The organism is Paenibacillus sp. FSL E2-0178 (assembly GCF_038593005.1).
Lineage (GTDB): Bacteria > Bacillota > Bacilli > Paenibacillales > Paenibacillaceae > Paenibacillus_AQ > Paenibacillus_AQ phytohabitans.
The window spans coordinates 4,176,440-4,201,918 of the sequence record NZ_CP151953.1 but is presented as its reverse complement, the minus strand read 5'-3'; the positions used below and the strand labels follow the sequence as shown (position 1 = coordinate 4,201,918).

The 25,479-nt window shown below is 55.4% G+C and carries 23 protein-coding genes; 16 read left to right on the top strand and 7 right to left on the bottom strand.

Annotation, left to right across the window (positions count from 1 at the left end):
• Positions 1–56: 56 nt before the first annotated feature.
• Positions 57–317: a GlsB/YeaQ/YmgE family stress response membrane protein gene (locus tag MHI42_RS18225; RefSeq protein WP_036732764.1), complete on the bottom strand. Its 261-nt coding sequence runs from the start codon at positions 315–317 to the stop codon at positions 57–59.
• 254 nt (positions 318–571) lie between these two features.
• On the opposite strand from MHI42_RS18225, the gene MHI42_RS18220 reads away from it, so the two are divergent.
• A complete protein-coding gene (locus MHI42_RS18220; protein WP_342420263.1) occupies positions 572–1,621 on the top strand; it encodes a lactonase family protein in 1,050 nt (349 codons plus the stop codon).
• A gap of 265 nt (positions 1,622–1,886) precedes the next feature.
• Here the strand turns inward: MHI42_RS18220 and MHI42_RS18215 are convergent, their stop codons facing one another.
• Entirely contained in the window at positions 1,887–4,166 is a 2,280-nt protein-coding gene (locus MHI42_RS18215) for an alpha/beta hydrolase (RefSeq protein ID WP_342420262.1), read from the bottom strand.
• A gap of 530 nt (positions 4,167–4,696) precedes the next feature.
• Here MHI42_RS18215 and MHI42_RS18210 point away from each other — a divergent pair.
• The 4 genes from MHI42_RS18210 (at position 4,697) to MHI42_RS18195 (ending at position 8,183) form a co-directional block, all read left to right on the top strand.
• Complete coding sequence (locus tag MHI42_RS18210) at positions 4,697–5,818, top strand: sulfate ABC transporter substrate-binding protein (protein WP_340990323.1); 1,122 nt, start codon at positions 4,697–4,699, stop codon at positions 5,816–5,818.
• Positions 5,819–5,932: 114 nt separating this feature from the next.
• Entirely contained in the window at positions 5,933–6,784 is an 852-nt protein-coding gene (cysT, locus tag MHI42_RS18205; protein WP_171720282.1) for a sulfate ABC transporter permease subunit CysT, read from the top strand.
• Positions 6,785–6,987: 203 nt separating this feature from the next.
• Complete coding sequence (gene cysW, locus MHI42_RS18200) at positions 6,988–7,851, top strand: sulfate ABC transporter permease subunit CysW (RefSeq protein WP_342420261.1); 864 nt, start codon at positions 6,988–6,990, stop codon at positions 7,849–7,851.
• 110 nt (positions 7,852–7,961) lie between these two features.
• Positions 7,962–8,183, top strand: coding sequence for a YezD family protein (locus tag MHI42_RS18195; protein ID WP_039299580.1), 222 nt, complete (start codon positions 7,962–7,964; stop codon positions 8,181–8,183).
• 128 nt (positions 8,184–8,311) lie between these two features.
• Here MHI42_RS18195 and MHI42_RS18190 read toward each other — a convergent pair whose 3' ends face one another.
• The gene (locus MHI42_RS18190) at positions 8,312–8,620 is read right to left on the bottom strand and encodes a hypothetical protein (RefSeq protein ID WP_042232103.1); all 309 of its coding nucleotides are present in this window, start codon (positions 8,618–8,620) and stop codon (positions 8,312–8,314) included.
• Between the two features lie 271 nt (positions 8,621–8,891).
• Here MHI42_RS18190 and MHI42_RS18185 point away from each other — a divergent pair, with 271 nt between their 5' ends.
• The 3 genes from MHI42_RS18185 to MHI42_RS18175 all read left to right on the top strand — a co-directional run bounded on the left by MHI42_RS18185 (position 8,892) and on the right by MHI42_RS18175 (position 12,147).
• Positions 8,892–9,305, top strand: a complete 414-nt coding sequence (locus tag MHI42_RS18185) for a GNAT family N-acetyltransferase (protein ID WP_171720280.1) — start codon at positions 8,892–8,894, stop codon at positions 9,303–9,305.
• A 54-nt stretch (positions 9,306–9,359) separates the two neighbouring features.
• Entirely contained in the window at positions 9,360–9,992 is a 633-nt protein-coding gene (locus tag MHI42_RS18180; protein WP_342420260.1) for an NAD(P)H-binding protein, read from the top strand.
• Positions 9,993–10,194: 202 nt separating this feature from the next.
• Positions 10,195–12,147 carry an NAD(P)H-hydrate dehydratase gene (locus MHI42_RS18175; RefSeq protein ID WP_342420259.1) on the top strand — a complete coding sequence of 651 codons (1,953 nt, stop codon included), beginning with the start codon at positions 10,195–10,197 and terminating at the stop codon, positions 12,145–12,147.
• Positions 12,148–12,293: 146 nt separating this feature from the next.
• Here the strand turns inward: MHI42_RS18175 and MHI42_RS18170 are convergent, their stop codons facing one another.
• Entirely contained in the window at positions 12,294–12,749 is a 456-nt protein-coding gene (locus MHI42_RS18170; RefSeq protein WP_039310540.1) for a hypothetical protein, read from the bottom strand.
• 67 nt (positions 12,750–12,816) lie between these two features.
• Positions 12,817–13,713 carry an SDR family oxidoreductase gene (locus tag MHI42_RS18165; RefSeq protein WP_342420258.1) on the bottom strand — a complete coding sequence of 299 codons (897 nt, stop codon included), beginning with the start codon at positions 13,711–13,713 and terminating at the stop codon, positions 12,817–12,819.
• A gap of 145 nt (positions 13,714–13,858) precedes the next feature.
• Here MHI42_RS18165 and MHI42_RS18160 point away from each other — a divergent pair, with 145 nt between their 5' ends.
• The 3 genes from MHI42_RS18160 to sdaAA all read left to right on the top strand — a co-directional run bounded on the left by MHI42_RS18160 (position 13,859) and on the right by sdaAA (position 15,984).
• Positions 13,859–14,275: a GNAT family N-acetyltransferase gene (locus MHI42_RS18160; protein WP_342420257.1), complete on the top strand. Its 417-nt coding sequence runs from the start codon at positions 13,859–13,861 to the stop codon at positions 14,273–14,275.
• A 123-nt stretch (positions 14,276–14,398) separates the two neighbouring features.
• The gene (gene sdaAB, locus MHI42_RS18155; RefSeq protein WP_342420256.1) at positions 14,399–15,109 is read left to right on the top strand and encodes an L-serine ammonia-lyase, iron-sulfur-dependent subunit beta; all 711 of its coding nucleotides are present in this window, start codon (positions 14,399–14,401) and stop codon (positions 15,107–15,109) included.
• Complete coding sequence (gene sdaAA, locus MHI42_RS18150) at positions 15,106–15,984, top strand: L-serine ammonia-lyase, iron-sulfur-dependent, subunit alpha (protein WP_171720274.1); 879 nt, start codon at positions 15,106–15,108, stop codon at positions 15,982–15,984. The genes sdaAB and sdaAA overlap by 4 nt, the downstream gene beginning before the upstream one ends.
• A gap of 35 nt (positions 15,985–16,019) precedes the next feature.
• On the opposite strand, the gene MHI42_RS18145 is transcribed toward sdaAA, so the two are convergent.
• A complete protein-coding gene (locus MHI42_RS18145) occupies positions 16,020–16,322 on the bottom strand; it encodes a hypothetical protein (protein WP_039310552.1) in 303 nt (100 codons plus the stop codon).
• A 79-nt stretch (positions 16,323–16,401) separates the two neighbouring features.
• Here MHI42_RS18145 and MHI42_RS18140 point away from each other — a divergent pair, with 79 nt between their 5' ends.
• Positions 16,402–16,596, top strand: a complete 195-nt coding sequence (locus tag MHI42_RS18140) for a YwbE family protein (RefSeq protein WP_042133109.1) — start codon at positions 16,402–16,404, stop codon at positions 16,594–16,596.
• 110 nt (positions 16,597–16,706) lie between these two features.
• Here MHI42_RS18140 and MHI42_RS18135 read toward each other — a convergent pair whose 3' ends face one another.
• A complete protein-coding gene (locus tag MHI42_RS18135) occupies positions 16,707–17,510 on the bottom strand; it encodes an HNH endonuclease (protein ID WP_342420255.1) in 804 nt (267 codons plus the stop codon).
• 291 nt (positions 17,511–17,801) lie between these two features.
• Between MHI42_RS18135 and MHI42_RS18130 the strand changes: the two genes are divergently transcribed.
• The 4 genes from MHI42_RS18130 to MHI42_RS18115 all read left to right on the top strand — a co-directional run bounded on the left by MHI42_RS18130 (position 17,802) and on the right by MHI42_RS18115 (position 24,524).
• Complete coding sequence (locus tag MHI42_RS18130) at positions 17,802–18,284, top strand: hypothetical protein (protein WP_342420254.1); 483 nt, start codon at positions 17,802–17,804, stop codon at positions 18,282–18,284.
• Between the two features lie 53 nt (positions 18,285–18,337).
• Positions 18,338–19,354 (top strand): LacI family DNA-binding transcriptional regulator, encoded by a 1,017-nt coding sequence (locus MHI42_RS18125; RefSeq protein WP_342420253.1) that lies wholly within the window; start codon positions 18,338–18,340, stop codon positions 19,352–19,354.
• A 102-nt stretch (positions 19,355–19,456) separates the two neighbouring features.
• Positions 19,457–20,800 carry a glycoside hydrolase family 30 protein gene (locus MHI42_RS18120; RefSeq protein ID WP_342420252.1) on the top strand — a complete coding sequence of 448 codons (1,344 nt, stop codon included), beginning with the start codon at positions 19,457–19,459 and terminating at the stop codon, positions 20,798–20,800.
• Positions 20,801–21,296: 496 nt separating this feature from the next.
• Positions 21,297–24,524 carry a cellobiose phosphorylase gene (locus MHI42_RS18115; protein WP_342420251.1) on the top strand — a complete coding sequence of 1,076 codons (3,228 nt, stop codon included), beginning with the start codon at positions 21,297–21,299 and terminating at the stop codon, positions 24,522–24,524.
• Positions 24,525–25,479: the final 955 nt, after the last annotated feature.

Genomic DNA, 25,479 nt, shown 5'->3' with positions numbered 1-25,479 from the left:
GGGTTTGCTTGATAAGTGTATTTCAGCAGCTTCAGCTAGGAATGCTGCCATAGGGCTTAAGAACGGCTACGTCCGCCAACCGAACGCAGGATCAGGCTGACGATGAAGATCAGAACTACGGCACCAATCAATGAAGGGAAGACATAGTAGTCGCTGATCTTAGGTCCCCAGCTTCCCAGCAGCATGCCGCCGAGCCATGAACCCAGAATACCGGCGATAATGTTGCCGATAATGCCACCCGGAATATCTCTGCCCATAATCAGGCCAGCCAGCCAACCAATCACGCCACCAACAATCAACATCCATAATAAACTCATTATTCTTCAGCTCCTTTGTGTTTGTTATCTTCGATGGTTACTATTAACCTTCTGCAAGACGTTTAAACCAAGTGTCAAATATTGCTTGCACACTTAGAATTAGTATTCTATTGTATCCATATTTATGCTGTTTAAGCCTGGTAATGTCTTGGGTACATAAACATGTTATAGTAAATTTTGCGGAGATCAGCTGAGTGAAAACACCGCTGTGCAGGTTATATATTTGTACACTATACAATAAAGGAGCCGTTGCCATGCACCAGCCTAATGAAGTGTTGTTCTATATCGGAACCTATAGTAGTGAGAAGGAAGAAGCCATCCTGTTGGGGGCGCTGGATAAGGAAACGGGCGAAATGAGAGTTATGGGCGGCACCCGCGGAATTGAGAATCCCTCCTATCTGGCTGTAAATGCAGCGGGAACCGTATTATATGCGGTAAGTGAACAGGATGAAGGCCAGGTGCACGCCTACGCCATTGAATCCGGCAGCAAAGCGCTGCGCCCGCTGGGCAGCAGAGCTACCGGAGGCGGTGCGCCGTGTTATGTTTCCGTGGCTCCGCAAGGAGATTACATATTCGTATCTAATTATACGGGAGGGAATGTAAATGTATTCCCGCTGAACAGTGACGGCTCGCTGCAGGACATGTCCTCCCAGGTTAAGCATGACGGTTCAGGAATCCGTGCAGACCGTCAGGATGCGCCTCATCCGCATTCCGTTATTCCCGATAAAACCGGGGATCATGTGCTGGTCTGCGATCTCGGACTGGATCAGATTGTGTTCTACCGCGTGGAGGAGGGCAAGCTGGTCACCCACCGCGAAGTGGATCTGCCGCCGGGCTCCGGGCCGCGCCATCTGGCTGTACATCCTTCACGGCAATGGATCTATCTGGTGAATGAATTGAATAATACGGTTACCGTTTTTGCGGATGACGAGCAGCAGGGCAACCTCAAGATCCTGCAGAATGTCAGCTCGCTTCCTGAGCATTACACGGCCGGAAGTGATGATACAGCGGCGGATATTCACGTCTCCCCATGCGGAAGATACCTGTACGTATCGAACCGGGGACATGACAGCATCGCCCTGTTCCATATTGATAATGCGACAGGTCTGCTGGAAGCGGAAGATTGGGTTATCTCCGGCGGCCGGACACCGCGGAATTTCGCCATTATCAGCGGCATGCTGCTCGCCGCTAACCAGAACAGCGGCAACATCGTATCCTTCAGGATCGACAGCGAGAGCGGCCGGCTGATTCCTACGGGTAATGAACTGGAGGTTCCGTCTCCGGTCTGTGTAGTGGCTGTTTGATAGAGCGGATTACGCCGCCATCTGTGGATCTAAGTTGTAATTCATACAACATTTAAGCCAATGGACTTATCTATAGAAAGTGGGCTTAAGAATAAGCATAAGCATAAGCATAAGCATAAGCATAAGGATTTCCCTTTTCCGGGTTCACGCCAAAAGAACGTCCCTCTGCCCGCTGGCAGTCTGGGACGTTCTTCGTTTGGGCTCATTATATACCCTTGTGGCACAAGGGACACGGAACAGTAATTTTATCGTCTGAGTAGGCTCTTTACTGCATCCCCTGCAGCTGGTCATCCCGCTCATAGAAGCCGATGTCATCCAGCATAATCTTGTCATCTTCCCCTTGCAGGTAGAAGGTGATTTCGGTCAGCTTGTCCGGATCAAGCGCTGGCTCCTCTTCAAGGAACAGCTCAAAGGGCAGCTCGTAGGTCTGGAAGACGGCTTCCGAGCGGTCGCCGAACTTGCCGTCGCTGATCCGCTCCTCCAGCCATGGGCTGATCGTGAATTCGGTCTGGGGCAATGGCAGAATCTCCATTACCTCATCCAGGGGCAGCCGTGCCGTGACCTCATTGCTGTCGGTCAGCTCCACCTCCACATCGGGGGAGAGAGCGGCCGCAGAGGGTGCAGCCGCATCCTCTGCATCATCAGCGTCGGAATTACGGTTAGCCAAGGAGAAGGCTAAGCCCTCTGCGGCGGAAGCGGCAAGATTACGGGTGAATGATTCACTAAGCTTAATCTTGTAGGAGGCATCAACCGCATCCGCATCCGCACCAGCATCCGCATCACCAGCTCCAGCCTGGTTCTGAGCGGTGCTGCCGCGCTCCAGCAGAATACCGTATGAAGGTTTGTTCTTGGACTCGCGGTCCTTGGCCGCTTCTTCGCTCCAGGTGAGGCCTTCAGCTGTGGCAGTGCCGCCCTTCACCGTATTTCTTTTGCGGTCTTCCTCGTAGTTCGCTACCGTAAGGTAAGTCCCGCTCTGGAACCGGTTATAATAGGCGGTATCCGGCAGCCACTGCGCACCGCTGCGGTAATCACGGAACAATTGCTGATATTCCGTCTTCCCGTGCAGCGTAGTCTCCAGAAAGGCGGAGACATAGACCTTGGCAATCTGCCGCTGCTCATCACCATCCATTATATCTGTACGTTTCAGGAACAGCCCCGTCGGCAGCGCCTGGTCAAACAGCCCCCAGTCTGTATTGAACTGGCTGTGATTGGCATCGGCAATGTAGAGCGAGCTTTTGAAAGCCGGAGTGCTGCCGGTGTAGGAAGTACGCATATACTGCCGGTCCCCGTAGAAGTCATGCACATCGCCGTCACGGGCGCCCTGCAGCGTCAGATAGTTCACATCCACCAGACTGGCCTGTTTGCTGTCAATGGCTTTATCCGTAGGAGCCAGCGCAATAACGGAAGTGATGTTGAACTGCTTCGTTGCCGCCAGTGCCGGATCACCGGTGAACCAGCGCGAGGCATCCGCAGCCATGGCTACAGCCTGACCGCCGCGGCTATGGCCCAGCAATGCAGTCTGGTCATAATCGACCTTCTGATAGAAGGGTGTACCGGATTGCTCCGCGAAGCTTGCGATCTGCTGCAGATGCTTCAGAATCATCCAGGTCCGCACCTGGAAGTCATTATCCGGAATGCCGGACCACGCAGAATAATTCAGGAAGTTCTCATCCAGCGAGACGGCGATAAATCCCCGGCTGGCCAGCAGTTCCCCGAGATAAGCGTATCCGCCCTCGGAATAATCCTCCATCATATGGTTGCCATGCACCATAAGCACGAGCGGATAAGGCCCGTCCCCGTCAGGCATCCAGACCCGGGCATTTAGAGGAAGCGCTCCGGGATCGAATCCCCAGAATAAGGTACGCAGCGCAGGCCATGATTTGATGTATTCCGTAGCATCCACAGAAGCAGAGAGGAGCGCGGCATCCGCGCCATACTCTGTACGGTGCAGGTCCTGGCCGCTCCCATAGGTGAAGCTGTGGAACGTATAGTCCCCCGGCTGTCCGGGATCAGCCGCCGCCGCAGGAAGAACCTCTCCATCCGCAGCCAATGTCTTAACCGATGGGGAGGGGGCAGGGCTGCTTCCCGTCCCATAGGCCAGTGCCAAGGGGGTCAGGACAAGAACCGCTGCCAGAAGCCCGCCGGTGAGGGTTCTCCGCGTCCGCAGCAGACCGGCTGCAAGACCTCCCAGTCCCCCGGCCAAAGCTGTGATACCAGCGATGGCTGCTGCAGCCTCAAGCTCCAGATCGGCGTAATACAGAATAAGCAGCACGGCGCTCAGTGCACTGAGCCAAGAGCCCGTGAACAGCCGCGGAATGCGCAGTCCGGTTAAGGAGAGCAGTACAGCCAGCAGGTTGCCGGCCAGCGCCATTACAAGGGTTCCCGCGCCGGCAGCCAGTATAATATCCGCTGCGCTCCCAAGCCCTGTAGGGATGCCCATAACGGCTATAGTAAAAGCCAGAATACATAGAATCCAAGGACCGCAGAGCGCAATCCTCCATAATGCTGTATCGTACCGGTACGTTTCTAAGATGCGTCTTCCCATTTCTCTGAGTATGCGCCTATGCAGGCGTGGTCCCTGCGGTGCGGGTACATACTCCAAATCCATTCCCATGATAGTTTCCCCCGACAATTTGTGGCAAATAGAGGCTGCAGAAATCCGGCAGAACTCATCTCTAGTAATTCAACTTATATCTAGTAATTTGACCTATAAGATGTAGCAATAATATTACTTTAAGACATCAATAACAAGTGGGTCTTACAGGAACGGCCGCCACTTGCTGCCGCCGGGCGGAATAGAGCTATCTTTCATCCAAATTGAAAAAAAGGTTTGACAGCGCGCAGGGCTTTCAGTATTATGTCTGTATAACCTACTAAATGGGTAGGAATAATCAAATAAGTTCTTACCGTACAGACGGAGGAACGCCTGCTTCAGGCTCGCAGATACGCGTCCATAGGACCGGTTTGACCAGCCACAAGTGGGCTTTCCTGCGTCTTTTTTTGACGGAAATCCGACCAACAAGAAATTCACAATGATAATGCAATTACAAGAACATTATGGGGGAGTGGTTTGTGATGAAGAAAGGGATCAAGAAGGGGCTTATCGCCGGGTTCACACTATTATTGACGGCAGGGCTTACTGCTTGCGGCAACAACAATGGAGGGAACAGTGCAGGCGCGGCAACAGAAGCTCCGGCAGCAACAGAGGCGGCTGCGAATACGGCGGCTACACCGGAGGCAACAAAGGCTCCAGCCAAAGATCCGGTCGAGCTGCTGAATGTGTCCTACGACCCTACACGTGAACTATATGAGAATTATAACAAGGCATTCGCCGCTTACTGGGAGCAGGAGACAGGCCAGAAGGTTACGATCAAGCAATCGCATGGCGGATCAGGCAAGCAGAGCCGGGCTGTACTCGACGGTCTGGAAGCAGATGTAGTTACGCTGGCGCTCGGATATGACATTGATGCACTGCAGGAAACAGGTCTTATCGGCGCGGACTGGCAGAGTAAATATGAGCATAACAGCTCCCCGTATACTTCCACCATCGTATTCCTTGTGCGTAAAGGCAACCCGAAAGGCATCAAGGACTGGCCGGATCTGCTCAAGGACGATGTAGAAGTGATCACTCCGAACCCTAAGACTTCCGGCGGTGCACGCTGGAACTACCTGGCAGCCTGGGGATATGCGCTTGACCAGAATAATAACGATGAAGCCAAGGCTCAGGAGTTCGTACAGAAGCTGTTCAAAAATGTACCCGTACTGGACACCGGGGCGCGCGGCTCCACAACTACCTTCGTTGAACGCGGAATCGGTGACGTGCTGATCGCCTGGGAGAATGAAGCCTACCTGTCGATCAAGGAGCTGGGTCCGGATAAATTCGAGATTGTAAATCCGTCGGAGAGCATTCTGGCCGAGCCGCCGGTAGCCGTGGTGGATAAAGTTGTCGACAAGAGAGGCACCCGCGAGGTCGCAGATGCTTATCTGAAATACCTGTACACCGAGGAAGGCCAGAAAATCGCCGCCGAGAACTATTACCGCCCGACTCTGGAAAGTGTGAAGGAACAGTACAAGGACCAATTCCCTGAGATCAAGCTGTTCACACTGGCGGACAAATTCGGAACCTGGAAGGAAACCCAGGAGAAGCACTTTAATGATGGAGGAATCTTCGACAAAATCTACGTGCCGGGCAGCTGATAGCAAGTTCCGGGATGGAGCTGAGCAGAACAGGTAAGGCGAATTTTGCAGGCGGGGTCCCGCCCGGTTGCTGATCGGCCAACGAGCCGAAGGCAGGAAAGGATGAATGGGCAAATGAATGTCACCACTAAAGCTGCTGCGGGGGCTGTGTCACGGCGCAGGCTTCTGCCGGGTTTCGGAATTACGATGGGGTTCAGCGTATTGTATCTGAGTCTTGTCGTTCTGCTGCCGCTGTCAGCGCTGCTCTTCAATTCGACGGGACTCAGCTGGGCTAAGTTCTGGGATGTGGCTACGGATGCCCGTGTCCTGGCCTCCTATCGGGTCAGTCTGAGTACAGCGGCAGCAGCAGCCCTGATCGATGCTGTTCTGGGGCTGCTGCTGGCCTGGGTGCTGGTACGCTATGAATTTCCGGGCAAAAGGCTATTCGACGCCCTGATCGATCTGCCGTTCGCACTCCCTACAGCTGTGGCGGGTGTGTCACTGACCGCACTTTATTCCCAGAACGGCTGGATCGGCTCCCTGCTGGAGCCGCTGGGCCTCCGGGTAGCCTTCACGCCGCTTGGCATTACGCTGGCGCTGATGTTTATCGGCATTCCCTTTGTGGTCCGCACGGTTCAGCCCGTGCTGGAGGATCTGGACAGGGATATGGAAGAGGCAGCGGCCACGCTGGGAGCGGGACGCTGGCGGACCTTCGTGCGGATTGTTATGCCGGAGCTGTTCCCGCCGCTGCTTACGGGCTTTGCATTGGCCTTTGCCCGGGGCATCGGCGAATACGGCTCCGTTGTGTTTATCTCCGGCAATATGCCGATGCGTACGGAGATTGCTCCGCTGCTCATCATGTCCAAGCTGGAGCAGTTCGATTATGCCGGAGCAACGGCGGTGGCGCTGCTGTTGCTGCTGATCTCCTTCCTGATGCTGCTGGTCATCAACAGCCTCCAGCACTGGGCGCGGAAGAGCTCGCGTTAAGGATTCAGGAGATCCGGACAACGGCGGCCATTCAAGATGGCCTATGATCCATAAAACTTAAGTGAGTGCTTCCGAAGCGAGTTTTATTGCGATGTTAATCGAGGAGCGGAGCTTCATAAAACCTAAGCGAATGCTTCCGAAGTTAGTTTTGTACGAAGCAGATTCAGGATGCCTAAGCTAACAAAACTTTAGGAGGAATAAAAATGGCCGGTACAGTTCCCTTACATGTCCCCGCGCCGCGAAAAAGCGTGTCGTCCCCCCGGACGACTGAATCCAAAGCGGTGAAATGGGGGCTCATTTCCCTTGCCGGACTTGTATTGCTCTGGCTGATTGCCCTGCCGCTGATTATTGTGCTGGTGGAGTCACTGAAGCGGGGGCTGGATGTCTACTGGGCCGCGCTGACCGATCCGGATGCGGCCTCGGCGCTGAAGCTGACCTTGCTGGTCGCTGCGATTACCGTCCCGCTGAATACGATCTTCGGCGTAACGGCGGCGTGGGCAGTGACCAAGTTCCGTTTTCGCGGCAAGGGCTTTCTGATTACACTGATCGATCTGCCATTTGCCGTATCGCCGGTAATTGGCGGGTTGATCTTTATTCTGGTATTCGGCTCGCATGGCTGGTTCGGTCCTTGGCTGAGCAATCACGATATCAAGATTGTTTTCGCTTTGCCGGGTATTGTGCTGGCTACGCTGTTTATCACCTTCCCTTTTGTGGCGCGCGAGCTGATTCCGCTGATGGAGGAGCAGGGCACACAGGAGGAGGAAGCGGCCATTACGCTCGGTGCGCACGGCTGGCAGATCTTCTGGCGCGTGACGCTGCCCAATATCAAGTGGGGTCTGCTGTACGGCATTATTCTCTGTAATGCACGGGCGATGGGGGAGTTCGGCGCGGTATCCGTGGTATCCGGGCATATCCGGGGAGAGACGAATACCCTGCCGCTTCATGTCGAGATTCTGTATAACGAATATCAATTTTCGGCATCCTTCGCCGTTGCTTCCCTGTTGCTCCTGCTGGCCCTGGTGACGATGATCGTCAAGAGCCTGCTTTTACGTAAAAATGCTCATTGACAGTCCTTGGGGTCCGTGCTAAGTTAATTCATAGTATACAAGGTGGTAATTACGGAATAACGGGATTTAGGCGGAGATACTCCCCTGTCCGGGGAAAGGGAGGCTGGAGAATGGCTAAACCACTGAAAGTGGATGAGGTATGGCTTGCGCGGATAACGGAACTTCTCGACGATATGGAGTTCGGCTCATTGCATATTGTGGTGCATGAAGGTCAAATCGTACAGATGGAGCGCACAGAGCGCAAACGTTTCGAGAACAGCACAGCAAATGCACGTTATAGTGGAGAAACCGGAAGCCGGCGGACCGATTCCCGTTCTGCGGGACGAGGATAGCAATCTGTAGTGCACTGATAAATGATCATACATCTCCGTGAACAGAAAAAAGGGGGATCTCACAAGCCTGGAAAAGGCTGAATGAGGTACCCCTTTTGTATGCCGGGACAATTAGTGTAATCCTTACTTTAGTAGCGTGTGTTGCGCCGTGATCCGCTGATTCCCTCCACCAGGAGTATGAGGGCAGTGATGGCATGCATAATCCAGCCGACAAAAGGTATTAAACCGACCACTGAAGTGACGATACCAACTGCGTTACCGATGATAGAACCGCGTTCTCTCAGCAGAATAATTACAGCTACGGCATGGAGCAGAAAAGCAACCCCCAGCGGTACCCAGGCATTGGCTACGACAAATGCTCCGCCGATGAACGGCAGTGCCAGAAAAGCCTCATAAGCGAAAGTTCCCCATTTGAATAATTTCCCTATCGGAGACATAATAACTCCACCAGCCTTCCAAGTAGTCTTATAAAGATCCTATTCCACAGTTTACCCAAGGATACGGGCTAAGAATAACCCTGTGCCGGCAACAGATGCAGAACCGTTTGTATTTCTGAGTAATTGTACGCCGGGGGGAGGCAGGACGTTTCATTTTTTCGGATAAGATAGGCGCTGCCTTGCCTCGAAACCTTGCAGTCATATATATTGGTAACAGGTTAACAGGAGTGTCCGCGTGCAGGCGGATAATCATGACAAGAGGGGATAATGTATGGACAAGACATTGCAGCCGGATATCCGGCATGAGCTGCCCACAGTGGAGCAATACCTGGCCCTGCGGCTGGAAGCCGGGCTTAGTCCCATGAGTGTGGAGGGAGCCGGAATCGGGCTGCCCCGCTCCGCGTTTGCTGTAACCTTGTATGAAGGAGATATATTGGTTGGAATGGGACGGGTTATCGGGGACGGGGGCTGTTTTTTTCAGGTGACCGATATTGCCGTGAAGCCTTCCTTTCAGGGGCAGGGTCTGGGGAAAATCATTATGCGGGAAATCCGCAGGTTTCTGGATACCGTGCCGGACAAGGCGTATATTAGTCTCATTGCTGACGGGGAAGCCTCCAGGCTGTATGCCCAATATGGATTCGCACCGGTCCTGCCGGATTCTCAGGGGATGTTCCTGCGGCGTTAATGATGAATAGAGGATCAGAGCTGCAAACAAATACGAAAGTGAGGCAACAAGAGAATGGATATCGTAGTATTTGGTGCATCGGGTAAGATCGGAAGTGCGATTGTAGAAGAAGCGTTAAAAAGAAAACATGAGGTTACCGCTGCCGTCCGCAAACCGGAAGCCTTCAGTATTCAGCATGACCGGCTTAAGGTTGTTGCAGCCGACCTGCTGGACCCGGCCACGGTAACGGCAGCTCTGCACGGACATGAAGAGGTTATCAGCGCATTCAGACCGGCGCCGGGGCATGAGAATGATCTGCTGCAGGCGGCGGATTCCCTGCTGACAGGGATGCGTGTTGCCGGGCTGCAGCGCCTGATCGTTATTGGCGGGGCAGGCAGCCTGAAGACAGAATCCGGAGAGTGGCTTATGGACACTGCTGACTTCCCGGAGGACTACCGTCCACTTGCAACGGCACACGCTAATGCCTATGAAATTTACAGAGGTTCAGAGCTGGATTACACGTATCTGAGCCCGCCTGCCGCTATTATTGCCGGACGCCGGACCGGACAGTTCCGGATTGGTCTGGACCGGCTGATTGTGGACGAGAACGGGCGGAGCAGCATCAGTATCCAGGATTTCGCAGTAGCGGTGATCGATGAGCTGGAGGAAGGGAATTTCAGCAAGACCCGTTTTACTGTGGGGTATTAATAGCTACAGTTTAAGCTTGTCAGGAAATAAAGCGGCCTAGAATACAGGCTTCGTAAGCTTAAAGCCCGTCCTCTTGAACGCTCAGGAGGGCTTTTTGCTGTCATTCCGGGCACCTTAGCCGGATGGGGATGCGTCAAAGCCTGCAATTTGCCTGATTCTATAGTACTGGGTACAATCGAAGCAACTAAAGGAGGGCTTGGCTATGGATGTGGTAACTGCGGAGGAGATGCGGGCATTCGACCGCGAGACGATTGAGCGGCTGGGAATTCCGGCAATTGCGCTGATGGAGAACGCCGGGCGGGCGATTGCCGAGGAGGTCATCGCATTGTGCCGGCGGCGCGGGGCAGGCGCGGGCGGAGGAACGCAGAGCTTTGGAGCGGGCGCGGTGGGCGGCATAGGGAGCACGGATGCAGAGGGGCGAGGCTTCGGGGCAGGAGCCGTGGGCGGCGTGGGCGGAGGAACGCAGAGCTATGGGGCGGGCGCGGTGGGCGGCATAGGGAGCACGGATGCAGAGGAGCGAAGCTTCGGGGCAGGAGCCATGGGCGGCGCGGGCGGAGGAACTCAGAGCTATGGGGCGGGCGCGGTGGGCGGCATAGGGAGCACGGATGCAGAGGAGCGAAGCTTCGGGGCAGGAGCCATGGGCGGAGGAATGCAGAGCTACGGGGCAGGAGCCATGGGCGGAGGAATGCAGAGCTATGCGGCCGGCGGGCCGGCGATCCAGCCGCCGGGCTTCTCGGTCAGCGCCGACCCGGCGCTGACGCTTACCGCTGCCGGCGGCGAGCACTGGCTCGTCCTCGCCGGCAAAGGCAACAACGGCGGCGACGGGCTCGCCGCCGCCAGGCACCTGCGTGAGGCCGGCATCGCCGTCACGCTGGTGTACGCGGCCGCGCCGGAGTCGCTGGCCGGCGAAGCCGCGCTGCAGCGGGATTCCGCTGCAGCCATGGGCATCCCTGCCGTAGTCTACGGCAGGGATGCTGTGGACCTTGCCGCATGCAGCGGCATCATAGATGCGCTGCTCGGCACAGGCAGCGCGGGAGCCCCGCGCGGTGCCTATGCCGAGCTGATTGCCGCTGCGAACGCCAGCGGCAGGCTTATTGTGTCCGCGGACATCCCCAGCGGGCTGGACGCGGACACGGGCGAGACGCATGAGCCCTGCATTCATGCGGCGGTGACCGTCTGCCTCGCGTTCCTCAAACGCGGGCTGCTGCAGTATCCCGGCGCTGGAGCAGCCGGGCAGGTGGTGGTCCGCTCCATCGGCATCCCCGCTGCCCTGGCGCGTGAGAGCGGCGTCCGGGTCAGCCTGCTGACGCCGGAAGTGCTGCGGACACGTCTGCAGGTCGACGTGTCGCGCCGCCGTTCGCCCGAAGGCCACAAGGGCACTTACGGGCATGTCCTGCTGGCAGCAGGAAGCCTGCGCATGAGCGGCGCCGGCCTGCTGTGCGCCCGCGCTGCGCTGCGCGCCGGCTGCGGGCTGGTGACGTGGGCGCTGCCGGATAAGCTGCTGCCCTATGTGATCGGCTGCGCACCTGAGCTGATGCTGGCCCCGGTATCCGGCGGCGAAGGGGAATGGAATGCCGGTACGGCGGCTGAAGTGCTGCAGCTAAGCGGAAGCCGCGATTGTATAGCTGTCGGACCCGGTCTTGGCCGGTTCGATGGAGATACGGACTGGCTCCGCAGACTTTGGGAGGAGACGGATTCTCCCCTGATTCTCGATGCGGATGCGCTGAATATACTGGCGGATGCCGATTACGGGTCCTGGACCCGCCGCCATCCGGTAATTCTGACCCCGCATCCCGGGGAGATGGCCCGGCTGGCAGGGACGTCTACAGCCCAGGTGCAGCGTGACCGGATCGGACTGGCGCTGTCTTATGCCGCAGCGCACGGCGTGATCCTGGTGCTTAAGGGAGCCCATACAGTCATAGCAACGCCCGAAGGACAGGCTTATGTTAACATCACGGGTCATCCGGGTATGGGAACCGGCGGCGCGGGGGATGTGCTGACAGGAATCATCTCCGGCCTGCTGGCCCAGGGCCTGGATGCTGCACAAGCGGCAGCCTTTGGGGTCTATCTCCACGGGCTGGCGGGAGAACGTGCCGCCCGGAAACGGGATAACCCGGCGGCTTTGATCGCCGGGGATATTATTGAGGCGCTGTGAATCGTAACTCCGGAGCTGCTGGGGCTCATTATCTATACACCATACCCGTGATCCTGCCGCTTCTGCTGCACCCGTGCGAGTCTAACGGTAGCACTGCTCTGCCCTGAATGGATTAATATTACGGCTCTGCCAGCGGCGGCACTGTATCAGAACAAGACCAGGCAGAGCAGCGGAATAAACAAGGCGAAGAAGGGAAGCAGGAGCGGGTAGCGTTCACCGGCAATCTGGGCGAACCGGAACAACAGTAGCACTACAAGTCCGGCAAGACCGCTGGTCATTGCGTCGCCGCCCTGCTCAGAGGCCAGCCACAGGCCGGCTCCAAAGCCGGCTACGGCGTATAACACCAGGGCCGGACTGAGCGAAGTGGACCGGAACATGCGCAGCAGGGCATCGGCAAGTATCGCTGCCGGTAAGCCGTAAGCGTAAATGGCATACGGCACCGATACCGGCCAGCCATCCGGCACTCCGCCTTCGTATCCATGGCCAAGCATAAACAGGGAAACGAGAATAAAGGTCAGTCCGGCGGCCGACAGCTTGGTCAGTGCGTACATGCCCGCAGTCAGGCGGACAGAAGGCAGATCATAATCCTTATGTGTGGTCATCGCTTAACATCCTTTCGGGGTGGGTGAAGAGCACGGCCGGAATGACCGGACGAATCCGGCGCATGAATCAGCTTGTAACCATGTCCCCTCCGTTAACATGAATACAGGTGCCTGTTACATAGGAAGCATCAGGGCTGGCAAGATAGACATAGGCTCCTGCCAGCTCATAGGGCTGTGCCGCCCGCTTGAATGGGGTGTCTGTGCCGAATACACTGACCTCTTCAGCGGAATAGCTGGAAGGAATCAGCGGTGTCCATACCGGACCGGGAGCCACACTGTTGACCCGGATGCCGCTGTCCGCCAGTGAAAGAGCCAGGGAGCGGGTGAAGGAGACAACGGCGCCTTTGGTGGATGAGTAGTCAATGAGCTCCTTGTTGCCCTGGTAAGCGGTAATGGAGGCGGTGTTAATAATGCAGCTTCCTTTGTGCAGATGCGGGAGTGCGGCCTGGGTCAGGAAGAAGAAAGGGAAGATATTGGTGCGGTAGGTCTGGTATAGCTGCTCCTCCGTGATATCCAGAATGCTCTTCTGCGGATATTGGACGCCGTGGTTATTCACCAGAATGTCCAGCTTGCCGAAGGTCCGCACGGTGTGCTCCACCGCTTCGAAGCAGCACTCTTTATAGCGCAGATCCGTCTCAATCCGCAGGCAGCGGCGTCCAAGCTCTTCTATCCGGTGCTGCGTGGCTGCGGCATCAGAAGCTTCGTCCAAGTAAGCGATGGCAATATCTGCTCCTTCTTTGGCAAAAGCGATGGCGGTTGCTCTTCCAATGCCGCTGTCTCCGCCGGTAATCAGGGCAACCTTTCCTCTGAGCCTGCCGCTGCTGCTCTCGGGGTTCTCGCTGATCGGACGCGGATTCATCAGACTCTCCAGACCCGGCTGGCGGTCCTGATGCTGTGGGGGGAAGGCGATAGGCTGCACGCGGCATACCGTCTTTTCTCCGTAATAGGGGTAAACGGGAATCATCGGGTGATACTCCTCCTTGCCTGTTGGCTCTCCGTATATTGGTATGCATGCGCCCAGAAAAGCGTGCGCCGCAGTCCTCTACTGGGCGATCTTTAAGCGGTCTTATCTTTACATACTAAAAACTTAGAAATGGAGAGAATAACTAATGCAATACAGACCAATGACAGCCGATGATTACGAGGCAGCTTATCAATTATGGAAGAATACGGACGGGATGGGTCTTAGTGAAGCGGACTCGCGCGGGGAAATTATCCGTTATCTGGAGCGTAATCCGGGAATCAGCCAGGTGTGTGTGGATGCGGACGGTACACTTGCGGGTACAGCGGTGTGCGGACATGACGGGCGCAGAGGATATATGTATCATGTGGCTGTCAGCAGCAGCAGCCGGGGTAAGGGTGCCGGGCGTGAGATGGTCACACGCTGCCTGGAGAGACTGCGGGAGGAAGGCATCAGTAAATGCCATCTGATGGTCATCGGGCATAACGCTCTGGGCCGCAGCTTCTGGTCAGGCACCGGCTGGCAGGAGCGGGATGGCCTTGTACTGTTCTCGCGGAACAGCTGATAGGTCACAAACAATGTAATAGTGTAGCTTTTGTCCGGACGCAGTATAATATATAGGAGCTTTACAAATGACTTGCACTATTCTATGTGCAATGTCGAATTTTGATAGCGGGAGACCTGAGCGATGCGGTTTAAAGATGTATTCTCAATTATCGGTCCGGCGATGGTCGGACCTTCCAGTTCGCATACAGCGGGGGCGGCGCGGATCGGCAGAGCGGCACGCCAGGTGCTCGGTGAATTGCCGCGTACGGCAGAAGTCACGTTCTTCGGTTCCTTTGCGGCCACGTATCAGGGACATGGAACAGACCGGGCTATTGCCGGAGGTCTGCTGGACTTTACCACCGATGACCACCGGCTGCCGGATTCCATAGAGCTTGCTGCCGAAGCCGGAATGGAGATCTCCTTCGGTCAGGGGACGGGCTTGTTCCCCCATCCCAATACGGTCCGCCTGCGGCTTACCGGCAGCGAGAGCGGCACAGAGCTGGTGCTTACCGGGATCTCGATCGGCGGCGGCAATATCGAAATTGTTGATATTGACGGGTTCGGCGTGAAGCTTACCGGCATGTATCCAACCGTGCTGATTAATCATATGGACTATCTGGGCGTACTGGCCAGCGTTACGGATGTAATGCGGCAGGGCCAGTGCAATATTGGACATATGTCGCTGGACCGCAAGAACCGCAGCGGAGCAGCCTTGACGGTGCTGGAGCTGGATGAAGCCGCTACACCGGAGCTGCTGCGGAATCTGCGGGCGCTGCCGGCTGTGAAGTCCGTGAAAGTCGTCGATTTGAATGAACAGGCACATGAGCAGAAAGGAAAGGACATTACATCATGAATTTTCAAACACTCAGCCAGCTGGCTGTATTATGTGAAGAGCGGGGTCTGGGAATCGGCGCTCTGATGCTTGAGGAGCAGAGCGCGGAGTCGGGGCGTTCCAAGGAGCAGGAGTTCGCTACCATGAGCCAGTATTACGGCGTTATGAAGGAAGCGGTGCACCGCGGCATGCATGAAGACACCACCTCACGCAGCGGTCTGACAGGACTTGACGCCCAGCGTGTGGCTGCTTACAATGCAGCGGATGAACCTTGCCTTGGCGGTCCTGCCGGCCAGGCCATGGCGTATGCTCTTGCGGTTTCGGAAGTGAATGCTTCCATGGGACGGATTATCGCTACGCCGACCGCAGGCTCCTGCGGAATCATTCCCGGGGTGTTCCTGAGCTGTCAGGAGCGCTTCGGCTGGGATGATGACTATATGGTTACCGGCCTGTTCGCGGCTGGAGCCATCGGCTATGTTATTGCCAACAATTCCTTTGTATCGGGAGCGGAAGGCGGCTGTCAGGCCGAGGTCGGCTCAGCCATCGGGATGGCGGCAGGGGCCTTGACTGAAATGCGCGGCGGCACACCGGCGCAAGCCGTGCATGCCGTAGGACTGGCACTCAAGAATACGCTGGGGCTGATCTGTGATCCCGTAGGCGGACTTGTGGAGATTCCATGTATTGTCCGTAACGGCTTCGGTGCCGTAACGGCGCTTGCTGCGGCAGACATGGCGCTGGCCGGTGTCCGCAGTGTGATTCCGTCCGATGAAGTAATTAAGGTCATGCTGGAGGTAGGCTCCGCTATGCCCGAGAAGCACCGCGAGACGGCAGGGGGCGGACTGGCCCAGACACCAACCGGCCGTAAGATTATGAAAGATTTACGGAACAAGAAATAATCTGCGGGTGCTTTCGGGCGGGGCCATTTGCGGGGCTATAGCATACGGAACCGTTCAAGCTGATCCCACAGCCCCTCACGCCGGAGGATTTCCTCCTGCTTCGGTCCCATCAGGTCGAAGTGGGGAAACGGCTGGCGGTTATGAATATATTGCGGCGGAAGACCGTTCTTCCTGCACCACTCCCTCAGGCGGGGGAGATCACTGCACCCGACCTTGGTCACTGTGGTGATGTCAGGAAACCGCTTGTCCAGCCAGTAATGCGTAAGGAACGCGATTTCACCAGCGGAGACCGCTTGTTTCCAGCGGGCTAGTTCTGCTCTGTTAATGCCAAAGGCCATAGCTGTCATCATCCTTATTGATCATAGTAAATTGATTATATACAAGAATATAAGATATTTCCGGAAAGGGGAGAAGAACATGAACGGGCAAGTTAGAGCGGATATCCGCCCCGGACTTCAGGTTGATATTGTACTGAAGCAGGATCAGGCGACCGGCAAACTCACACATGGCGCGGTTAAAGACATCCTGACCAATTCGCCCCGCCATCCGCACGGAATCAAAGTGCGGCTGACTGACGGACAGGTAGGACGGGTCAAGAACATTACAGGCTAAGCAATATACAGAAGAATGAAGAAGCGCCGCGAGCCGGGGCGGCTGTGTCCCTTGGGCAGCCGCCGGGGTAAGAGGCGCTTTTTGATTTGCATACAGGATCATGAGCCTGCTTAACGGCCCATGAATTCCTCTACATACTGGTCGGCCTTGGTCTGATTACATAAATTGCAGGCGCAGACACAGTTGTCCGGCGTAGTGTGCCCGCCCTTGGCACGGGGCAGCAGATGGTCAATGGTATCCCCGTATAAGCCGCAGAAATAGCAGATATACTGGTCCCGGGTCAGAATATAGGCGCGGAAATCCTTATTGCTGTATAAGCGGCGGATTGTACGGCGGTTCACGACAACTGCGGCATGCTCCCGGACAAGCGTTACCGCAAGCGCAAGATCGATCTCCTGATGCCAGCGCCGGCCTTTGTCGCTGTGGCCGCGCATCAGAATCATACCCTTGCCTGAAGGGATGAGCGCAGAGGCATCCTGGGGATCGGGCTTCGGTCCGCGCTGCTGGGGGATCGTGCGTCCCGTTTCAGCACTGCGCGGACGGGCCTTGCCCTTGAGGCCGGAGGTACCCGCGCTGCCGCGGCCTTCCTTGGCACGTTCGGGCAAGGAAGGCTGACGGCCCAAGGCAGCAGGCGGTTTGGCAGCTCCGGAGCCCGCTGCAGAGATCGAGACCAGTGTCTTATCCCGCTTGGCAGTCCCCGTGCCGGGCGGACGCTCCGGCAGTGCGGGTGCCGCGCTTGCACGCGGCGGCGCAGCCGCAGCCCCTGCTTCGCGTAGCTTGCGGCATTCCCGGCAGGCTCCGCGCCGGGAGATTCCCTTGGAGCGCTTGCCTGTCCGTCTGCGGAATTCGGAGAGCGGCTTAAGCTGATGGCAATAGGCACATTGTTTGGATGGAGGAAGAATAGTTTCAGTCATAAGTATACTTGGCAGGACGGCCCTCAGCCGCAACTGTCCAATCCCTTCTGTATTTTGAAATAGAAACTTATTTACGGTATACCGCCATGTGATTTCATTGATTTGATATTAGTATAGCGTAAAGCACAGGTATTCACACAGCATGCGCCAAAAGCCGCAAATCTCCAGGGCTGAGACATCCTTCTTCGCAGTCTTGAGGAAAAACCCGTAAACTCGCAAAGTAAGGCCGTAAAGCGATGATGAGGCTTGTATAGGAATACAATAATTATGAACCAGAGAGGGGGAAGCTGAATGACCGTTAGTGAAAAAAAGCCCGGGGCCGTAAGGCTGCTGTTTGTGCTTCAGGCATTCTTAGGCCTTGGAGCTGTCGCCGGAGGGCTGGTCCTGCTCGCCGATCCCAGTGGTGAAATGATTGGAATGCCGGCGTCCATACTGGAGAGATCGCCGTTTGACAGTTATGCAATTCCCGGCATTCTGCTGCTGGTCATTTTTGGGCTGTTGCCGCTAATGGTGCTCTATGGTCTTTTTAATCAGCCTCAGTGGTCTTGGGCCTATGCGCTGACCCCGTTTAAGGCGCTGCATGCAGCATGGAGCTTCTCGCTTTATATCGGCTTTGGGCAGATTATCTGGATTATGGTGCAGACGTATATGATGGATACAGTCAGTATTGTTCATGTTTTCTACATGTCTCTGGGCATGCTGGTTCAGATCGTTACGCTGCTGCCTGCGGTACAGAGATATTTTATGCTGGACGGCCGTTCTGAAAGAAGTTAGAATGACAGTGAACATAAAAGGGCTTTCATTTGGGCCGCGGGAGTGAACCGGAAGTGACTACCATATACGATATTGCCAAAAGAACCGGCTATTCACCAACCACGGTATCCAAGGCGTTCAATAACTACTCTGACGTGCGGGAGAAGACGCGGCAGGAAATACTGCGTACCGCCCAGGAAATGGGATATCTTCCTAATGCGCATGCGCGTACACTGACGACCAAGAAATCCTGGACGATCGGTGTGCTGTTTGTGGAGAATACGGGAGCGGGTATCCGCCATCCTTTCTTCAGTGCGGTTATTGAGAGCTTCAAGCAGGTTGCCGTAGCCAAGGGTTACGCCCTCATGTTTATCTCGAAGGATGTCGGTGGCAAGCAGAGCGGATATCTGGAGAACTGCCGGATTCGCGGAGTCGACGGGGTTGTGGTGTTCCTTTCCGATTATGAGGATCCTTATTTCCGGGAGCTTCTGGAGAGTGATATCCCTACAGTGGTTCTCGATTTCGAAACGGCGTTGTCACATACGGTCTGCTCGGATAATATGACCGGTGCGCTGCAGGCAGTGGAATATCTGGTATCGCTCGGACACAGCAGAATTGCCCATATTTCCGGCGGAGAGAACACCTATCCGGGGAAACAGCGGGAGCTGGGGTACAGAGCGGCGATGGAGCAGCAGGGTCTTGAGGTGCCGGACGAATATGTTGCCGAGGGAGCATTCTACTCTCTGGAGAACGGTTACGGCGCAATGAAGTCTTTGCTGGAGCTGCCGGAACGGCCAACTGCCGTGTTTGCTTCAGGTGACTTGCTTGCACTGGGTGCCGTGATGGCTGCCAAGGATCAGGGCCTGTCTGTACCGGAGGATATTTCAGTCATGGGTTATGATGATATTGAGCTTGCGGGATATGTTACCCCTGCGCTGACCACCGTACGCCAGAACACGGAGCTGCTGGGTACCCGGGCGGCGGAGCTTTTGCTGGCTTCGATGAACGGCCCGCGTACAAATCAGGAGGCGCTGGTTCTGCCTGTAGAGATCATCGTCAGGGATTCCTGTGCACCGCCGGGCAAGAGATAAAAGTGCGTTCAACCGGAATGCATTTTTTTTCAGCAAAATCGAAACCGGTTTCGATTTCTTTCGTTTTTATTTCGAGTTCAAATGATGAAGGAGTGAATCAACATGACAACCGTTCAAACCGTAGTAACCGCCAAAGATACAGAGGATCGTCTGAGTTCCAAAGAAGGCATTCAATTCAAAGCAGCAACCCCTGGTACAACAGCAGATATACAGCTGCATCCGGAGCAGGAGTTTCAAACAATCATTGGTTTTGGCGGCGCTTTCACTGAAGCGGCTGCCTATACGCTGTCACGGATGAGCCCCGGGAAACGGGCAGAGGTCATCCGGCGTTATTTTCACCCGGTGGACGGGCTGAATTACAGTATGGGCCGCGTGCATATCCACAGCTGCGACTTCGCGCTCGGGAACTATACCTATGTGCAGGATAATGATACAGAGCTGGCAACCTTCGATATATCACATGATCACCAGTGGGTCCTGCCGCTCATTAAGGATGCTATGGAGGTCAAAGGCGGGCCCTTTACGATGCTGGCTTCGCCATGGAGCCCGCCGGCCTGGATGAAAACGAACGGGGAGATGAATAACGGCGGTTCGCTCAAGCCGGAATATGCTGCAGTCTGGGCGCGCTATTATACCAAATTCATCGAGGCTTACCGCAAGGAGGGAATTCCGGTCTGGGCAGTATCCGTGCAGAACGAGCCGGCAGCAGTGCAAGTATGGGACTCTTGTGTATATAGTGCCGAGGAAGAGCGCGATTTCGTCAAAAACCACCTCGGCCCGGTAATGCGCGAAGCCGGAATGGACGATGTGAATATCGTCATCTGGGACCATAACCGCGATATTATGATCGAGCGTGTGACTCCGATTCTGTCCGATCCGGAAGCAGCGCAGTACGTATGGGGAACCGGAATCCACTGGTACGGCGGCGAGGAGTTCGACAAGGTGGAGAAGGTGCATGAGCTTTTCCCGGATAAGCATGTGCTCTTCACCGAAGGCTGCCAGGAAGGCGGCGTGCGTCTGGGGGAATGGTTCACGGGTGAGCGCTACGGCCGGAATATGATCGGCGATCTGAATGCCTGGACAGAGGGGTATCTGGACTGGAATCTGGTGCTGGATGAGACGGGCGGACCGAACCACGTGGGGAATCTCTGCGATGCTCCGGTAATTGCGGATACGACTACGGACGAGGTTCACTATAACAGCTCGTATTATTACATCGGGCATTTCAGCAAATTCATTGCACCGGGTGCTGTACGGATCGGGCTGCAGTCGGCTGCCGAAGGCGTGCTGTCAGCGGCGTTCCGCAATCCGGACGGCAGCATCGCTGTTGTATTGATGAACGAAGGCGAAGCAGAACGCTCCCTGACGCTTGGCCTCGGCGGTGAAATCGCTGAGTGCACATTGCCTGCACATTCCATTGCCACACATCTGATTTCGCAAGGTTAAGCTTGCGACGGGGAAGAAAGGAAGCGCAGAGCGGGCAGAGTTGACTCCTGCGGGAAGCTTGGAGTATGGAGGTGGAGGGTGGGGTTTTGCAGGTAAGTAGGCTAGATGCGTGGAAGCTGGGAGTTAAGTAGTTAGAAATAGGCGTTAGAAGCTGTAAGCTAAAGTTTGATTCGGAGTGAGTTCAAGCCCCTCCCTAGCCGTCTGTTGCACTTTGTACACTAGATTGCTCCTATCTCCGCCGAAACTAGCGATCATTTGCACTATGTGCATTAGAATCCTGCGGAAGAGGCATTTTTAGGCGAAAATCCTGAAATCTAATGTATGAAATACAACAGAAGGCTGCTCGGGGGTGCAATAACACAAATTCTAATGCATAAGGTACAATCACCCAGGATTTGCAATCATACAGAGAGTTCAGCCTAATGCCGAAGCTTACAGCTCAATAGCTGAAGCGAAGCCGCGTAAGCGTATACTGATATTTTTAGGAGGAGTAACTATGAGTAATTATTATTTCGATTCAGGTAAATTTGTCATAGAGCAGTTCCACGAAGGCAAACCGTTCGCCAGCTTCCTGCCCGGACTGGCAGGATTGAAGGGGATCCCGATGTGGACGTTCTACGTGAACCGGGGGCAAGGAATCAGCAGCTTCGGAATACGGGACAAAAATTCGCCGATTATGGAGTTCTCTCCGGCCAATATTTCGTATAAGAATGTAGCTTCCACCGGATTCCGCACCTTCATCAAGCTGAAGGGTACAGCAGAAGTCTATGAGCCGTTCCAGTCGGCACGCCCTGATCCTGCGGCCAAGCGGATCATGACGATCCTGCCGAACGGACTGACCATTGAGGAGTCACATGCAGGACATGGGCTGAAGACGACAGTCCACTACTTCAACCTGCCGGGTGACGATTATGCAGCGCTGATCCGGCAGGTGGAGATCGAGAATATCAGCGGGACAGAGCTGGAGCTGGAGCTGCTGGACGGTCTTCCGGAGGTTCTTCCCTTCGGCGTAGCGAACGGGGGCTACAAAGAGATGGGGAACCTGCTGCGCAGCTGGATGGATGTGTATAACCTGGAGAACGGAATTCCGTTCTACAAGCTGCGCTCCAGCACGAATGACGATGCGGAAATGAGCCTGATTGAGAGCGGGCACTTCTATCTCTCCTCCACAACGGAAGGAGAACAGCTGTATCCGGTCGTAGATTATGAAGTAATCTTCGGCGGCAATACTTCGCTGACGTATCCGGACCGCTTCGCGGAGCTTCCGCTGGCGGAGCTGCTTGCACAGGCCCAATATCCGGCCAACAAGGTGCCGTGCGGCTTCAGCGGCGTATCCAGAACACTTGCACCGGGAGCTTCGCTGAAGCTGAATACGATCATTGGACATGTAAATGATATTGCCAGAATCAATCATCGGGCGGCTGAGCTCTGCCGGGAAGATTATTTTGCTGCCAAGGCACAGGAAGCGGCCAGTTTGACCGAGGATTTAACGGCTGATATTGCTACGCATACCTCCTCGCCGCTGTTCGATGCTTATTGCCGCCAGTCTTATCTCGATAACTTCCTGCGCGGGGGCTATCCGTTTATTTTTGATAACGGCGGTGAAGGCTTCGTTGTACATCTATACTCGCGCAAGCATGGCGATATGGAACGGGATTACAACTTCTTCTCGCTGGCGCCTGAATACTATTCGCAGGGCAACGGGAACTTCCGTGATATGAACCAGAACCGGCGCAGCGATGTGTTCTTCCACCCGCAGGTGGGCAGCTTCAACATCAAGATGTTCTACAGTCTGATTCAGGCAGACGGCTACAATCCGCTTAGCGTGCAGGGGACCAGCTTTGAAATTCTGCCGGGTGAGGGAGAGAAGCTTAAAGCATGGGTTGCCGGGGCGCTTGCGGAGCATCATGCCGGATTTGAGCGGCTGCTGGCCGGACGCTTCACACCAGGAAGCCTGATTAACTACATTGCGGATCACAATATTGCTTTGAACATCAGTGAGCAGGAATTCCTCAGCGGTGTGCTTGCCCTGTCGCAGCAGAACATTGAAGCCGCCTTCGGAGAAGGCTTCTGGTCCGATCACTGGACCTACAATCTTGATCTGGTGGAAGGTTATCTGGATATTTATCCGGAACGGCAGGAGGCGCTGCTGTTCGGGGACGAGACTTATACGTTCTATGACAGCCCGGCTTATGTGCTGCCGCGCAGCGAGAAATATGTAATCAGCGGCGGGCAGGTGCGGCAATTCGGGGCGCTGCTGGAGGATGAAGAGAAGCTGCACAAGCTGAAGCGCAAGGCCAGCGATACCCAGTGGCTGCGCACACAAGGCGGGCACGGGGAGATTTACCGGACCAGCCTGTTTGTAAAGATGCTGTCGCTTGCCATGAACAAATTTGCCACGCTTGATCCTTATGGGATGGGTGTAGAGATGGAAGGCAACAAGCCGGGCTGGAATGATGCTATGAACGGGCTGCCGGGACTGGTCGGCTCTGGAATGAGCGAGACCTTTGAACTTAAGCGGATGCTTGTGTTCATGCTGGAAGCGCTGGAGAGCGGCGCGAATATTCCTTCAACAGTAGCGCTTCCGTTAGAGATGGCTTCGCTGCTTGAGCAGGTGAACCGTGCTGTAACTGAAGTGCTTGACGGTTCACTGGCCCAATTCCCGTATTGGGACCGCGTGGCTTCAGCGCGCGAGGCTTACCGGGCAGAGATCCGCTTCGGAATTACAGGCGAGACCGCCGGAATTTCCCTTGCGGTCATCCGCGAGGCACTGGGCAAATGGCTGCGTAAAGTGGATCAGGGGATTGAGCGTGCGGTAGGGATTGGCGGCGGACTGGTTCCGACTTATTTCCGCTTCGAGGCAACACGGTTCCAGCCTGTAACGGATGAAGCCGGAGAGCCGGTCATCAGCGGCTACGGGCTGCCGAAGGCTCTGGTCGAAGAGTTCGAAGCTACTGCTCTGCCGTATTTCCTGGAAGGTCCTGCCCGCTGGCTCAAAACGCTGGACAGCAAGGAAACCGCCAAGGGAATCTACAGCAAAGTGAAACAGAGTGGGCTCTTTGATCCGGTTACATCGATGTACCGGACTTCAGTGTCGCTGGAAGAAGAATCGCATGAGATCGGCCGCATCCGGGCCTTCACACCGGGCTGGCAGGAGCGGGAGTCCAACTTCCTGCACATGTCGTACAAATATTTGCTTGAGCTGCTGAAGGCGGGGCTGTACGACGAATTCTACAGCGAGCTGAAAACCTCGCTGATTCCGTTCCTTGACCCTGAGGTCTACGGTCGCAGTACACTGGAGAATTCCTCGTTCATCTCAACAGGCGGCAATCCCGATCCTGCAACGCATGGCAGGGGGTTTGTTGCCCGGCTGAGCGGCTCTACGGCGGAGTTCCTGAGCATGTGGAGAACGATGATGGCCGGCAGCCGGCTGTTCTCTGTGGAAGACGGCGAGTTAACGCTGTCGCTTGAGCCGGCACTTCCCGGCTGGCTGTTCGATGAGCAGGGGCATGTATCCTTCACGTTGCTGGGCAGTACGGAAGTAACGTATTATAATCCGCGTCATGCCGATACCTTCGGCGGCAGCAAGGCGGTCATTCAGAATCTGACGCTGCAATTCCGCAGCGGCGAGGAGCGCCTGATTGCCGGCGGTCTGCTGCGCGGCGGGGATGCCGAGGCATTGCGGCGCGGAGAGATTGCCGCCATCCGTGCGGTAATGGAATAATTAGAGTCTATATAGATTGAACTTAAAAAATATACGGATAGGGAAAAGTGCCGGAGGAGAATTTTGGAACTGAAGGAGCGACAGCGTCCGCCTTTGTCTGCGGATTTCCACCGCGAAACAGCGGGTTGAATTCAAGAAATTTGTAGACAACAGCGGCCGGAGGACCAAATATTCTTTGGAGTCACGGCAATCCCATATTAGCAAAAATACAAGTTCAATCTATATATTCATTCAAGTTAATAAAGGTACAGGAAGGAGGCCCGGTTGGGCCTCCTTTTGATTGCCCGGGGTTAGGTGGATTGAAGGAGAATACTCTTGAATCCGCCAGTTGTCGGCGATACGGGGAATGAGAATCAGAAGTGCTCCTGAATCCGCCGGAAGTAGGCGGAGCGAGCAAATCAGAGGGATAAATCCCTCTAATTCCGCCGGAAGTGGGCGGAATGAGCAAATTAGAGGGATAAATCCCTCTGAATCCGCCGGAAGTGGGCGGAACGAGCAAATTAGAGGGATAAATCCCTCTAATTCCGCCGGAAATGGGCGGAACGAGCAAATCAGAGGGATAAATCCCTCTAAATCCGCCGGAAGTAGGCGGAATGAGCAAATTAGAGGGATAAATCCCTCTAAATCCGTCGGAAGTAGGCTTAAGAGATAGGGTGAAATGAGGGGCAGAAGTGCCCCTGAATCCGCCAGAAGTGGGCGAAATACTGGAATGAGGAGCAGAAGTGCCCCTGAATCCGCCAGAAGTAGGCGATAGGGTGAAATGAGGAGCAGAAGTGCCCCTGAATCCGCCGGAAGTGGGCGATATGGAGGAATGAGGAGCAGAAGTGCCCTGAATCCGCCAGAAGTCGGCGATAGGGTAGAATGAGGGGCAGAAGTGCCCCTGAATCCGCCAGAAGTGGGCGAAATACTGGAATGAGGAGCAGAAGTGCCCCTGAATCCGCCGGAAGTAGGCGAT